Origin of the sequence: Acinetobacter sp. YH12027 (assembly GCF_013420085.1) — a bacterium.
Lineage (GTDB): Bacteria > Pseudomonadota > Gammaproteobacteria > Pseudomonadales > Moraxellaceae > Acinetobacter > Acinetobacter amyesii.
In genome coordinates, this window is sequence record NZ_VOYW01000058.1 from 1 (window position 1) to 13,725 (window position 13,725).

Sequence of the window (13,725 nt, forward strand, 5' to 3'; positions counted from 1 at the left end):
ATAATTCAAGTGAATTTGTTTGAAAGAAGAACTTTAAAAGCTTTATTTTCACCCGATAAAATACCCATAAAACAAGAGGAAGCTCAAATGAGCTTCCTCTTGTGAAAAATTGTGGGACAGCAGTGCCTAATGGGTCGCTTTTTAATGTAAAAGTGGAAGCTGAAATTAGCGTTTCTTTAACCATTTCGGCCGCCATTCACTCACAATCACACCAAGAACTACACACAGTCCGCCAATGAGAGCGAGCGGTGTTAAGCGTTCACCGGCAAGCCGCCCAATGATCGCGGCCCAAACCGGTTCACCTGCATAGATGATTGCCGCCTGTGCAGGATCAACCATACGCTGCGCCCAGTTCATCACCAATTGAATTACGGCGCTGGCTAGCCCCAATCCGCAAAGTACAGCAATTAATGGCCATTCAAATTTTGGCAAAGTGGTTTCACCCACCAGTGGCGCAAAGCAAAAACAGAACAGAGAGGCAAATGCCAACTGTAGAACCGTCACTCTGCGCAGATTGACGCGGGGCGCAAAATAGCTGATCAAGATAATTTCAAAGGCAATGGCAATCGACCCGAGCAGCGTAATGATTTGTCCAAAGTTAAGCTGAATGGTGCCAAAACCATTACCAGTTAAAAAGACCAAACCAACAAAAGCCAAACACACACCCAGCCATGTCATCACATGCGGTTTATGCCGAAAACACAGCCACATAAAAATCGGCACCAGCAGTACATACAGCGCAGTTAAAAAAGCCGATTCACTGCTGCTGATGCTTTGCAAGCCGACTGTTTGCGTCGCATAGCCGATCGCAATTACCGCGCCAATACTTGCGCCCGCAATGACATCGTATTGAGAGAAATGTCTAAGATATTTGAGCGATAACAGACTCACAGCCAGTGTAGCTGCGGCAAAACGTAGACCGACAAACAGCACTGGACTGCTAAAATTTAAACCGTATTGCACGGTGATAAAACTGGCGCCCCAAATCATGGTAATCAGGATGAGTGCGAGCTGCGGAAACTTGGCTTTCCAAGCAGATTGGACGGTTGACATGTGTATTTGATTGTTTGAAGAGGAGAAATAAAAAAAGAGGCCCGAAGACCTCTTTTCTGCTCGGGAAAATTACAAGCTTTGTTGATCAAGCAGTAATTGAGCTTCACGAAGGTTCAATGTGCCTTCATAAATTGCACGACCGGTAATCGCACCTAAAATACCCGGTTGGCCTTTTAAGTTACGCACGTCGTCAAGGTTGGTCACGCCACCCGATGCAATAACAGGTAAGCCTGAATACGTTGCAAGGTTAACGGTTTGTTCAACGTTCACACCTTGCATCATGCCATCACGTGCGATGTCGGTGTAGACAATGCTTGATACGCCAGCATCTGCAAAGCGTTTTGCCAAATCAGTAGCTTTCACGTCTGTGACATTTGCCCAACCATCTGTTGCCACCATGCCGTTCATGGCATCGATACCAACAATGATATGGCCTGCAAATTTTTTGCACGCTTCTTCAACAAATTCAGGCTCTTTTACCGCTTTTGTACCAATGATGACAAACGATACGCCTGCATCAAGGTAGTGTTCAATGGTTTCAAGAGAGCGGATACCACCACCAATTTGAATTGGCAATTCAGGCTGTGCTTTAGCAATCGCTTCAACCACAGGCTTATGAATCGGTGTACCAGCGAAAGCACCGTTTAAATCTACCAAATGTAAGCGACGCGCGCCTTCATTTACCCAATGCTGTGCAGTTGCCACTGGATCGTCAGAAAATACGGTATCGTCTTCCATACGACCTTGTTTTAAACGGACACATTTGCCATCTTTCAGGTCAATTGCAGGGATGATCAGCATGCTTTCGCTCCTTGCTCAATCAAATTAAGAATGAATTTGTGCCTAATCTTATCAAATAAACGGCTATTCACTAAATGCTAATATCAGAATTGATGAATTAAAAAAGCCTGACATGTGTCAGGCCAGTGCAAATAGAGGATTGGATTTTATTCTTGGTTTATAAAAATGCGCTGTGTATTAGTGTTTTTAGTCATTAAACATAAGCGGTTGTTTGTAATAAATCGATGTTTACGGATTGAAGTAAGCTACCGACATCGTACAAGCCATGATTGAGGACTGTGGTACTTTCACCGACCACTTGAACAAGATCACCGACCACAGGAAGTTCAGTGGCAATCGATGTAATCGGTGCAATGTCATCCAGTAAGGCATCTAAAGTGCCTGAAACATCTTGCACGACACCACCTACACTTGTTAAAGGAGCATTCAGGACAGCTGTTAATAATTCGGTAGGATCAATACTGGCTACATAGCCGCCCGTTTCAGCCAACAAGCCTGTTAAATTCCCCGTAGTTTCGCCTACTGCATCCAATAGACCGCCCAGCAATGGCAGGTCAGAAAGTGCGTCTGTGATTGGTGCAGCCCCCCCACTGAGATGATCAACCAAACCTGCAACTTCAGTCACAGTTTGACCGACCACACCAGTTATGCCATTGAGAGCGGTCTGTACACCGCCGAGAAGATCACCTGTCGCCAGTTGATCAGCTACCGCATGTAAGCCATCGCCTAAAGTGCCGATCAACTGATTTTCAACTGCCAGTACTTTTTCGATGGTCCCCCCCAATGAGTGGAAGCTCAGTCAGTGCATCCGTTAAGGGGGCTGTTAAGCTACTCACGGTCTCTAAAACGCTGTCTACAGTATCCAAAACAGTATTTAAAACCAGTCCAACCGCTTTACTGATCCCTTGTAAAGTCAGGCTGAGTACACCGCTGATTTTTCCTGTAAATAAGTTCAACATGTCAGGTTCTCCAAGCTTTTAAATTATGATGTGTTATGTATTTTGCAGACTTGTTTTAGCAAAAGGAGATTGATGAAAACAAATTATGAAAGTATAGAAAGAATGAGATAAATCATGTAATTCTGCTAGAAAACCAAGAGAGATCAAAACCTTAGTTGAATAAAAATACAAATGCATATTAATGTAATTAAAATGAGTTAAATCAAAGATATAAATGTACTTAAAAGGTGCAATTTTATTGTTTTTAGGCTGTGCTGTGACTATTTTTAAAGCAATAACGTACTGTTCAAATCTTTAGCGCAAATAAACTGCAAATTCATTGGCACTCTTCAGCCGATCTTTGCACTTGGTCATGCCATAGATTGGGGCAATATCCAGTTACAGAGTGGTTACATCGCTGAATATAAATTAAATCATTAAAATAATTAAGGGTTTATAATTTCATGTGCGGACGAATTCTTAGTTTGAGGGAGGTATTGGGAATGGTTTTAGGTAATAAGCCACGTTGTAATAATTCTTCAAAGACCAAAACAGGGGCATAAGCATCGGCAGCGGCATAACGAATTTGTTCTGGATTTAAGCGCTTTTTGGCCCAATTCGAGGTGCTGACCGATTTAGATTTTGGAAAATTCACACGAAAAAGCAGTGCCATGGCATTTTTTAAACCGACGGGTTGGGTTAAGCCAAAAGAAGCAAAGCACTTGGAGAGTTCCAAGACACTATTCAGTTCGATGCCTTTTTTACGAAATAAATGCGCATCATTTTTTAAGCCAAAACCTACTTTAATTTGATCCCGATTACTCAAGATCGGCTTTAAAAAATCCCAAGTGCATTCGTTCATTTGAAACAACCACGCCTGTTGCGCCGTCGCAAGTTGGATTAAATGTGGACCGGTAGAGACCTCACCTTTACGAAAAGTCGGCTTAGATTCAGAGTCGAAACCGAATAAGGCAGTCGTCTGCAATTCATCGGCCCAGTGTTGGCATTGTTCTGCATTGTGAATGACATGGATCTGCTCTGGCACTAAATTTTGGAACAATGGAAAATCTTTAATCTGTTCTTTTGTTGGCAAAATAGGTGTCGGTAGAGCATCAGTCATTGTGATTCAATTCAAAGGCTTGTTGTTGCAGCCTAGAGCGTTTAGGTCGGAAATGCAAATACCGAGATGTGGCGTTGAGCATGAGCGATTGACTCATCGGCCTGTCATAGCGCGTTGCTATGACAGTGACGAGGGTACTTAAACACAGTGACCAAGAGACTTAAAGTCAGTGACGACTTAAAATAGAAAACGCGCAGTAAATAATACATTTACCAAGATCAGTAAGAATAAACCGATAAAGAGAAAGGCGAGAACCACCTCCCATGTTTTGGATGCACGTGGCTCACCATATTGATTGGCATTTGCAGACCCGGGGATGAGCATCAGCGCAATGCACATGACGATATTGAGCAACGGAATCAGCTCTAAGAGTGCAAACCAGCCTGAGAGATTAAAGTCATGCAAACGACGCACTGAAAAAATCATCAAAGGGATCAGCATTAAAACATTTAGGATAAATCCAATCACTTGCGTCATTGGATTTTCAGCGTGAGCTATTAGGGCATTGAGGGTATTGGGCATCATGCTGACGATCAGTAGCATCAATATGCTCAGCATGAGGCCATAAAAGACATTCCAACCGATAAAAGACATGCGATTAAAACGACCGTCACGGTTCCAACCAAAGTTTATATTGGGTGAATTATTCATATTAAATGATCTTAAATTATCGTAAAAAGTATTGTTATCATTCATTTTTAACCGCAAAAATTGAGCTAAAAACGACATAAAAATGTGAAAAAGTACAGGATTTGATCCTGAACATAAAAAGCGCGTTGATTATAAAGGTAAAGTACAAAAAAAGCCCACTTGTGTGAGCTTGTTTGAATAGGTGTATTGCTGTTTAGAGCGATCTAGGCGGCATCTAATGATTTATCATTATTGTTGTTGAATCGTGGCTTGTTGAGAGCGGATCACTTAGTTTTGGTAAGACGGAATCATGATCGCAGCAAGTATCCCGACTATAAACACCACGATATACAAAACAGCCAGCACTGTTTCCCAGCCTTTGGTCGGGCGTGGTTGTCCAAAGCTATTACTACCGCTATTACCCGGTGCAAATAACACATAGAGCGCAAACAATATATTCACTACAGGAACTAAGATCAGCAGTGCAAGCCATCCTGAATGGTCTCGGTCATGTAAACGACGGATTAAGAAAATGACGCTGTAATAAATGACGATGGCATACATGATAAAGAAAATAATCATGAGTGGCGTTGACATAGCACCCTCAGTCAGCGCATTTTGCGCACCGGGTATGAGTAGGCCGACCACAACAGCAATTAGCGTAAAAATAATGCCGAGAAGTAGATTCCATGCAATATATGCGCGACGGCTAAAGCGACCACTGGCTTGGGTCGGTGAGTCAGATGTGAAGGTATTCATTATTATTCCTAGGCGTTGGTATTTTTATAAGTAGGCAAATTCTAAAATGAATATGTAGAAAATAAAAGGATGAAAAATAAACTGTACAAAAAAGCCCACAAGGAGCGGGCTTTTTTGCGGTGAAGGAATTTTAAATATCCCATTCCACAAAGTTTTTCAGCAATTGCAGACCGGCTGTATGACTTTTTTCTGGGTGAAATTGTGTCGCAAACAAGTTTTCCTTGTGAATTGCGGTACAAAATTCCAAACCATAGTCACAGGTAGCAGCGACAATGCTTGAATCTTGCGGCTCTACATAGAAGCTATGTACGAAATAGAAACGTGCATCTTGCTCAATGTTTTTCCACATCGGATGGCTAGGGTCTGCCTGATGCACTTGGTTCCAGCCCATGTGCGGCACTTTTAATCCCTCTACGTCAGGAAAGCGTTTAACCGAACCTTCAAAAATACCCAATGCATCTGCACCGCCATTTTCTTCGGAATGCTGCATTAGGGCTTGCATACCGACACAGATCGCAAGCACAGGTTTATTAAATGCCGCTTTACGGACCACTTCATCAATGCCTGCATCATGCATGCCTTGCATACAGTCACGCATTGCTCCCACACCGGGGAACACAATTTTATCTGCTTGTGCAATCAGCTTAGGATCATTGGTGACATCAACAGTTGCGCCCACGTGTTCGAGGGCTTTTGCTGCTGAGTGAAGATTTCCCATGCCATAGTCAAGAAGGGCAATACGGGTCATTACAATGTTCCTTTGGTAGACGCAACAGTATTTTCGGCACGCGGGTCAACTTCACACGCCATACGTAATGCACGGGCAAAGGCTTTAAATACGCTTTCAATTTGGTGGTGGCTGTTTTTACCTTTTAGGTTGTCGATGTGCAGCGTCATTAACGCATGGTTCACAAAACCTTGGAAAAATTCAGAGAAAAGATCCACATCAAAAGTCCCGATGCGCGCGCGAGTGAATGGAATATCCATCCAAAGACCCGGACGGCCAGATAAATCCACCACAACACGACTCAGTGATTCATCAAGTGGCGCATAGAAGTGACCGTAGCGACGTAAGCCTTTTTTATTGCCCAGTGCTTGAGCAAAGGCTTGGCCCAGTGTAATCCCACAGTCTTCTACGGTATGATGATCGTCAATTTCAAGATCGCCATCACAATGAATATCAATATCAAACAGACCATGTCGCTTGATTTGATCAATCATATGATCTAAAAATGGAACACCAGTGTTTAAAGTGCCTTGACCAGTACCATCAAGATTCACACGAACTCGAATTTTGGTTTCGTTGGTGTTTCTTACCACTTCACTGATACGATCTGTCATAGACACGTTCCTCAAATACGTCAAAATGATTGATGTAAAAATATTTTCGCTGTGACGAAAAGTCACCGCATATTAGATTGCTCAGGAGGGTTTATCAATGCCTATTACCGTACATGCCTATACTTCTTTAGAAAATGATGAAGTGCGCAGCCAGCTTGAGCGACTGTATGACACCAGCCCTGAGTTTAGCGACGGTTCCGATGCGATTGAACAACTTGAGCAGAACTTAGCTCAGTATACCTTAGTTTATACTGCAGAATTTAATACAAAATTGATTGGTGCGATTTGGTGTACAGGCCAAGGTGAAAGCAAAACCCTTGAATATATTGTGGTACACCCTGCAAATCGTGGGCGTGGTGTTGCAGAGCGCTTGGTCAGTGAGGCCACCCGTATGGAAGAAGAAAAAGGGGTGAAAACTTTTGAACCAGGTTGTGGCGCGATCCACCGCTGTTTGGCACACATTGGAAAAATTACTGCGGCTGAATAACCTGCCCTCCAATAATAAAGCAGCCATTGAGCTGCTTTTTTGTTGGATAAATACAGTTTCGTCACTGTAATTTCAGCTGTGGAAATTTGAAATCACTCAAAAAATAAGCAAATAGTGTGAAATATTGATTTAAAAATAAACATTTGCACAAAAAAGCGCAACGGATGCTTGACGCCATGAGACTGAAATTGTTTAATACGCCCCATCGGCGTGATAGCTCAGTAGGTAGAGCAACGGATTGAAAATCCGTGTGTCCCCAGTTCGATCCTGGGTCTCGCCACCATATTCAAAACTGATTTTTCAGTTTATCAATCCCTGATCCCATCAGGGATTTTTTTTGCCTAAAAAATATGCATACGAAAAATATTTTTATAAATATGATTGACTAATTAACTGAGATGCGGCTTAATACACCGCATCGGCGTGATAGCTCAGTAGGTAGAGCAACGGATTGAAAATCCGTGTGTCCCCAGTTCGATCCTGGGTCTCGCCACCATATTCGAAAAAACCTCAAACCATTGTTTGAGGTTTTTTTTCGTCTGCTGTTTTTCAGGTGTTGATATTTCGCACAGTTTAACTGCTACAATCCATGCCAGATGATGAGCCCAATGGCTATAAGAAAATTATTAAAAAATAAGGGTTAAGGTTGTGAAGAAAATATTATTTCCTGTTTTGATCGGTATGAGTGTCTTGCTGAGCGCATGTGGTGGCGGGGGCGGCAGTAATGTCGATTCTTCCTATTCTAAAACCATTATTCAAAATGGTGTGACCTATGAATGTAAAAGTGAAAATGCAGCAGCGCTTTGTGATAATGGCAATTGTTCTTCTTGTGAATCATCGCTCGATAAAATAATCACAGCATCATGCAGCACCAGTATTTCCGCAGGGCAAACAATTTTTGCCGTGACCAAAACGGGCTGTGTATCCAATATGAAATCGGGCAGCAGAATAACTGCAGCATGTGATAATGGTCTGCTTAAATTAAAAGTTGGATCTAACTTTAGCTTAAATCAGGTGATTAACACGGGTACGACGATGAGCTCTGGTGAATATATTGTCGGCACAGAAGTGCTCCGCTGTAGGCTTTAATCAAATGAACATAGATTCGTGGAGTGACAGTTGAAGCGACTTCAATATGCGGCGATTGGACTGCTCTGTTTTGCACTGGGCTATATTGCGGCATCGTGGAATGACCAACCAAGCTTGACGTCGCCGCCACCTGAGCACTCGCTTGTAACTTTGGCGACGAGTAATCCTGTGGCACTCTTGGCTTTAGATCAAGATGCCTCGGATCAACCTCATTCTAAAGATATACAGCAACAACTCAAAAGCCAACATCGTCAGCTACAGAGCATTATTCAGCAGACTTCAGATCAACAATTGGGGCGATATTTACAGCAGGCATTTCCCAATTACAGTTTTGCAGGGATTCAAAATAAGCAACAGTTTGCGCAGCAGATGTTAGACGAGTTTCTGCAAGCTAAAAATGATCCGCAGCAGCGATTGGCAGGGCAGGCCTATGTGACAGAACAATCACAGTTAGATGTAGATCAGGTTTTACCTCGTGAAATCTATGTCACACAGCCGCTATATGCACATTTTGATACCTTGGGTAAAGTTCCAAACAATACGCAAGTCATGGTGCGTTGGACGCATCGTGATAGCGGTGAAGTGCTGCTCTTTACGCCACGCAAAGTCAGTGAGCAACAGCAACAAAACTGGGTGAGTTTCTATCCTATGACTGGATGGAAAACTGGTCATTATGATGTGAAATATTATCAAATGAATGATCAATTAAGCCCGATTGCGCAGACCAGTTTTTATATACAGCATGTGATTGAGTAAATATTTGAAGCTCAAATTTTATCGCTGAAGCTATGACTTAAGTGCTAGTTTCCGACCCTAAAAATTCGATTAAAGTGATAAAAAAACAACCAATGAATCCCCGCAATGAAAGATCTTTTCTCTACAGGGAGTGCGCTGTATCAACAAGCACGTCCAAGTTATTCTGCTGAAGTCGTCGATAGCATCTTGCAGCATGTTGCCGTGCGTGAACTGGCATGGGACTGCGGTGCAGGTTCAGGTCAATTTACCAAAGGTTTGGCACCCTATTTTCAACAGGTTTTAGCGACAGATCTGAGTGCTGAGCAATTGGCACAAGCACCCAATTTAGATAATGTGCGTTATGAGCAAGCTAGCGCCGAACATTGTCCGCTTGCCGACCATTCAGCAGATTTAATCACAGTCGCGCAAGCGATTCATTGGTTCGATTTTGCTGCATTTTATGCAGAAGTACGACGCGTATTGAAACCCCAAGGTCATATCGCCATTGTGGGTTATGGTCTGATTCAATTTGAACACGCGGAATTGAACCAGCTTTTACAGGATCTGTATTTTGTCACGTTAAAAGGCTATTGGGATGCTGAACGTTGTTACATCGACGAAGAATATCGCAGTATTCCGTTTCCATTTCAGGAGTTAGCGACACCTCAGCTGTTTTTAAATTACAGGTGGAGTTCACAGCAAATTTTGGACTATTTGCAAACATGGTCTGGGTTAAAACATTATCAACAGCAACATCCGATACTTCAACCATGTGCAGCTTTGCACGACTTCTTTAGCCGTCATCCGCAGCAAGAGTTTGCTTTGTCATTTCCTGTGCTGTTAAGAATTGGAACAGTATAAAAAAGAAAAAGCAGTGGTAATGCAGATAGGTAAAGGATGATATCTCAAGTCCAGAATGAGCAACGTGAGGTTTAAACTAGCTGTGCTATCCTGCCGTTTGTCGGGGTTAAATCTGGTAAATTGATTAATTGTTGTACAATAATAGCAGTGTAAATTTTTTCAATTTTCTATTTTTAAATCTCTTGGAATGAACATGATGAATCTCCCTAAATCTGTTTCCGTTTTGGTTTTTGTTAGTGCAGCAATGACGGCTATGAGTACATTGGCTGCGGAAAAAGCCACTACAAAAGCTGATGAAACCGAACAACAAGCTATTCAGATGCCTGCTTTAACCATTATGGCAGAGCGTGAAATGCGTGCAGAGACGGGCATTGTTGAGTATCAAGAGCAGGTGGATCGCCGTAAAGCCTTACAGCAACGGGTGATGCAACTTGAGCGTGATACTCAAAACAAAGGTGTCGATGCAACAATCGTGTCAAATATTGATATCTTACCTGCCACAGCAGTGCCAGATATGTCGAATTTATCGCCTTTGATGCAACAGCATGTTTTAAATATTGCCGCAGGTTTGCAGTCTTCTGACCCACGCAATGGTTTATATATTATGTTGCAACCCTTTGGGATTGACCGTAATGCGACCAATGTGCAAATCAGTCGTGAGCAAATCAATCTCGGAAACATCGACCGTCAGTTAAATACCAATCCGATTAAGACCCCATAATCGAATACATCTCTACAGTACATTGAAGGCGAAAATTCATGTTTTATCCATGAATTTTCGTTTTGATGGCATGCGCAATTTAAGTCTATTTACATTGATGTTTTCAAATAGCCTTCTTAAAAAGCATGGCTATTTTATCGTCAATCTTCAAACTTTTGGTTAAACTGAATAAAAGGGCATTCGGAGCTCATTATGCCGCGTATCTTTGTTGTCTTGGCCAGTGCTACGGTATTGGTCTTTGGATGGATGTTTTATCAATATTCAGTACAGCAAAAAGAAGCTGTGCAACTCTCGACCTATGAAACGGTTTTGCGTGAAAAAACCGAGCAAATTTTTCAGCAAGCTCAGCACTGGGAAGAGCCGATACAACTCAATGTGACAGATGCACGGCTAACGGGGGATTATAAAATCATGTCGGATTTTATTTTGAGCCAAATGCTGCAGCGTGCAGAAGCGCGGAATCAATATATTCGTGATCTTAAAGCACTGAATTGGGATAAATTTCTCGATATCGATCGCTTATTAAAAGATAAAAAAAACCAATATCAAGAGACTGAGCAAATGCTGCAGCAGGTGCATGCAGTGGTCGATGCTTATGAACAAAAAACCACACAGCAAGAGGAAAATGGTTTAGCGCAGGCCAAACAGTTGGCGGTCAAACAGGTGTTTCGTCAGCAAATTGCGCAGAGTTTAAGAGACAGTCGTGATAGTGATGAGTCGCATGCTTTATTTGAGTTAGAAAAGCAAAGCTTGGCGAAGGCTGATGAGCTCTTTGCTGTGCTGAAAGCCAATAAATGGGAAAAGAAAAATAAATTATTTATGTTCTATGAAGATGCGCCTTTAAAGCAGTTTAATCAGCTTTATACAGAGATGTTAGCGCTCAATGCACAAATGGATGAGATCCGCCAAAAGAACCGTTCAGAGTTGAAACAAAAGCTTTAACTGACTGTCATCTCTCTTTCAAAATTGCGCGATAAAGTGGCTTATAGCAAGGTTTTACATCATATAGAGGTCCATGCTCATGCGAGCTATTCAGATTTTTGATGATATTCAGCAGGTCTATATCGACTTTATCGCGAACCGCCAATATCCACGTTTGGAAAGTTTAAACAATTGGGGCAAGAACCGTTTTTTCTTCAGTCAGTATTTTCGCATGATTGAAGATTGGCATCTGACTGAACAGATTGTGATTGAATTTAATCAACAATTTTATAGTTTGGATACAGGGACGGCGCCTGACTTTATGGATCAAGATAAATACATGGCTTGGTTGATGGAACAATTACAAATATTAAAATAAGTCCTTTTCATTCAAATTATTCAGCACAACTTCGAGACATGTTATGCAAGTGAAAGCCATCCTTTAGCGGATGGCTTTTTTGTTGTTATCGAGCATCATTTTGGGAACTGAGTTCCGAACTAGCACGAATGGCGCAAAAAACATTGGCTTTAAAACAGTCTTTGATTGTTTAAATTGCAAATTTAATACAACTATCAACCAATAGTGTGACTTAAATCACTTAAAATACGCCGAAAATTTAAACATAACTTTTTAGCCAGCAGCCCATAACTCATAAGAAGCTGAGCTGTATTGAACTTGCAAAAATTCTAACCTTAGACCGATTGGCTTTGAATGAAAGGTTTATCGCCATTTTTAGAGACGATTTTTTTAGCGTATGAAAAAATTAATACTGCTATGGCTTGCCATATGTGCGGTTTCATTGGTGTCGATAGGCTATACCTATGAATTATTCATTAGCCCTGTTTGGGTGGTAAATGCATTCGCTGCCTATGGCATGGTTTTAATGCGAAAGCATTTAAGTCACGATTTACTGATCGTGCTTTATGCTTTTAGTGCGATCTTTGTGGCTTCGCTGATGGTCGATCCTGCCAAAATCTTAGAAGATAAATTTCTCCTGTGTGCGATTTCGGCATTTCAGATTTGGGTATTTATTAAAGCCTATTTAGCGCTGAGCCATTTAAAAAAACGCCGCTTTAAGCGAACCCTAATGTTAGCTGTTCCGAGTATCGTGAGTGCTTTTGCAGGCAGTCTCTTGTTTGTGGCGTGCTTTCAGATGGACAACCAATACTTTGCCTTTGTTGATTATTTTCTAGAGCAATTTGCAACAAGTTTGGCTGTGGTGTGTTTACTGTTTGGTGTTCAGCGCTGGATGAATGTGCCGTGGGTGGATTATGGCTATCTGATCGTGGCACTGGCCGTCCAATATGTGATCTCAAATGATCAGATCTTCTATGCTTGCATGGTCTTGCCTTTATTGATGTGTTACTACGCGATCAAATATGACTTCAAAACCTTTTGCTGGCTGATTGGCTTAATGACGCTGATCTGTGGCTGGTATGGTGCCATGCCATTGGCTGGGGAATATTGGTCGGATGCACAGGTACATATGCTCTCGCGGATCAGTTCTTATCGTTTGGCATTGGGTATTTATTTGATCATTTTTCTGTTTATTTGTGAGCTGTATGCACGAAATAAACGTCTATATTTGGCTTTGCAACGTGTAAGTTTTTGCGATGAGTTGACGGGACTGAAAAATCGCCATGCCTTTAAAGAACAAATATTTATAGAGGGTGCGGTTGATAAAGGCTGTGTCATTTTGCTCGATGTCGATAATTTTAAAAAAATTAATGACCAATATGGACACCAAATGGGGGACAGTGTTTTGGTGCATTTGGCAAAAATCTTAAAAAATTGTAGTCCACGCGCGAGTTTTATTAGTCGTTGGGGCGGTGAAGAATTTTTAATTTTGCTCGAAGGTGCCGATTTGGAGCAGGGTAAAATGTTGTGTGAAACAATTTTGGAACGCTGCGAACATGTGCCGTTTCGAAAAGATCAATTAAGGCTAGATGTCAGCTTTAGTATGGGCTTGGCCGAGTTTCAACAGTTGAGTTTGTCCAATTACTCCACGACTTTACAACATGTCGATGCCTGCCTATATCAGGCGAAATCACAAGGGAAAAATCAGTTTGTTTATCAAAAGATTATTCCGTTGTCAGAAAGCAGTATTGCAGTCTAAATGGGCAAAAAAAAGATGCCGTGAAGGCACTGCTGTCCCATAGTTTGCTTTAAATAAAAAAACCTGAGTCCTAACAGTTAAAATATGAGTGCAAACAAACACTTTAACGACCAGGATTCAGGTTTTGTCACATCAGAATACCGTATTTCATG

18 protein-coding genes and 2 tRNA genes are annotated in these 13,725 nt (G+C 41.8%); 10 read left to right on the plus strand and 10 right to left on the minus strand.

Translation table 11 applies throughout. The annotated features are described in order from the left end of the window. From FTT94_RS16495 to hisB, 10 genes are all read right to left on the minus strand, one after another. A partial coding sequence (locus FTT94_RS16495; protein ID WP_218956024.1) for a hypothetical protein occupies positions 1–184 on the minus strand: 184 nt, incomplete at its 3' end. Next, on the minus strand, positions 166–1,053 hold the full coding sequence (locus tag FTT94_RS15185) for a DMT family transporter (RefSeq protein ID WP_180171059.1): 888 nt from the start codon (positions 1,051–1,053) through the stop codon (positions 166–168). The genes FTT94_RS15185 and FTT94_RS16495, both read right to left, overlap by 19 nt. 69 nt (positions 1,054–1,122) lie before the next feature. Then, positions 1,123–1,854: a 1-(5-phosphoribosyl)-5-[(5-phosphoribosylamino)methylideneamino]imidazole-4-carboxamide isomerase gene (hisA, locus tag FTT94_RS15190; RefSeq protein WP_078190493.1), complete on the minus strand. Its 732-nt coding sequence runs from the start codon at positions 1,852–1,854 to the stop codon at positions 1,123–1,125. Between the two features lie 193 nt (positions 1,855–2,047). Beyond that, positions 2,048–2,638, minus strand: coding sequence for a hypothetical protein (locus FTT94_RS15195; protein ID WP_257231468.1), 591 nt, complete (start codon positions 2,636–2,638; stop codon positions 2,048–2,050). Further along, on the minus strand, positions 2,604–2,813 hold the full coding sequence (locus FTT94_RS16785) for a hypothetical protein (protein WP_257223153.1): 210 nt from the start codon (positions 2,811–2,813) through the stop codon (positions 2,604–2,606). The genes FTT94_RS15195 and FTT94_RS16785 overlap by 35 nt, the downstream gene beginning before the upstream one ends. 433 nt (positions 2,814–3,246) lie before the next feature. Then, complete coding sequence (locus FTT94_RS15200) at positions 3,247–3,912, minus strand: 3'-5' exonuclease (RefSeq protein WP_180171060.1); 666 nt, start codon at positions 3,910–3,912, stop codon at positions 3,247–3,249. Between the two features lie 177 nt (positions 3,913–4,089). After that, positions 4,090–4,563, minus strand: a complete 474-nt coding sequence (locus tag FTT94_RS15205) for a DUF805 domain-containing protein (protein WP_180171061.1) — start codon at positions 4,561–4,563, stop codon at positions 4,090–4,092. 267 nt (positions 4,564–4,830) lie between these two features. Beyond that, positions 4,831–5,301 carry a DUF805 domain-containing protein gene (locus FTT94_RS15210; protein ID WP_180171062.1) on the minus strand — a complete coding sequence of 157 codons (471 nt, stop codon included), beginning with the start codon at positions 5,299–5,301 and terminating at the stop codon, positions 4,831–4,833. A gap of 130 nt (positions 5,302–5,431) precedes the next feature. Further along, positions 5,432–6,049 carry an imidazole glycerol phosphate synthase subunit HisH gene (gene hisH, locus FTT94_RS15215; protein ID WP_078193147.1) on the minus strand — a complete coding sequence of 206 codons (618 nt, stop codon included), beginning with the start codon at positions 6,047–6,049 and terminating at the stop codon, positions 5,432–5,434. Continuing rightward, entirely contained in the window at positions 6,049–6,642 is a 594-nt protein-coding gene (gene hisB / locus FTT94_RS15220; RefSeq protein WP_078190487.1) for an imidazoleglycerol-phosphate dehydratase HisB, read from the minus strand. The genes hisH and hisB overlap by 1 nt, the downstream gene beginning before the upstream one ends. A 97-nt stretch (positions 6,643–6,739) precedes the next feature. On the opposite strand from hisB, the gene FTT94_RS15225 reads away from it, so the two are divergent. From FTT94_RS15225 to FTT94_RS15270, 10 genes are all read left to right on the plus strand, one after another. Beyond that, complete coding sequence (locus FTT94_RS15225; protein ID WP_078190486.1) at positions 6,740–7,129, plus strand: GNAT family N-acetyltransferase; 390 nt, start codon at positions 6,740–6,742, stop codon at positions 7,127–7,129. Between the two features lie 207 nt (positions 7,130–7,336). Beyond that, positions 7,337–7,412, plus strand: a tRNA-Phe gene (locus tag FTT94_RS15230). A gap of 137 nt (positions 7,413–7,549) precedes the next feature. Beyond that, positions 7,550–7,625, plus strand: a tRNA-Phe gene (locus FTT94_RS15235). Between the two features lie 152 nt (positions 7,626–7,777). Beyond that, positions 7,778–8,218 (plus strand): hypothetical protein, encoded by a 441-nt coding sequence (locus tag FTT94_RS15240; protein ID WP_257245672.1) that lies wholly within the window; start codon positions 7,778–7,780, stop codon positions 8,216–8,218. Positions 8,219–8,248: 30 nt separating this feature from the next. Beyond that, the gene (locus tag FTT94_RS15245) at positions 8,249–8,974 is read left to right on the plus strand and encodes a hypothetical protein (RefSeq protein ID WP_180171063.1); all 726 of its coding nucleotides are present in this window, start codon (positions 8,249–8,251) and stop codon (positions 8,972–8,974) included. Between the two features lie 105 nt (positions 8,975–9,079). After that, positions 9,080–9,814 carry a class I SAM-dependent methyltransferase gene (locus tag FTT94_RS15250; protein WP_180010569.1) on the plus strand — a complete coding sequence of 245 codons (735 nt, stop codon included), beginning with the start codon at positions 9,080–9,082 and terminating at the stop codon, positions 9,812–9,814. Between the two features lie 193 nt (positions 9,815–10,007). Continuing rightward, positions 10,008–10,535, plus strand: coding sequence for a hypothetical protein (locus FTT94_RS15255; protein ID WP_373683023.1), 528 nt, complete (start codon positions 10,008–10,010; stop codon positions 10,533–10,535). Positions 10,536–10,727: 192 nt separating this feature from the next. Beyond that, a complete protein-coding gene (locus tag FTT94_RS15260) occupies positions 10,728–11,477 on the plus strand; it encodes a hypothetical protein (protein ID WP_111885958.1) in 750 nt (249 codons plus the stop codon). A gap of 79 nt (positions 11,478–11,556) precedes the next feature. Then, complete coding sequence (locus FTT94_RS15265) at positions 11,557–11,835, plus strand: hypothetical protein (protein ID WP_078190480.1); 279 nt, start codon at positions 11,557–11,559, stop codon at positions 11,833–11,835. Positions 11,836–12,211: 376 nt separating this feature from the next. Beyond that, on the plus strand, positions 12,212–13,573 hold the full coding sequence (locus FTT94_RS15270; RefSeq protein ID WP_180022364.1) for a GGDEF domain-containing protein: 1,362 nt from the start codon (positions 12,212–12,214) through the stop codon (positions 13,571–13,573). Positions 13,574–13,725: the final 152 nt, after the last annotated feature.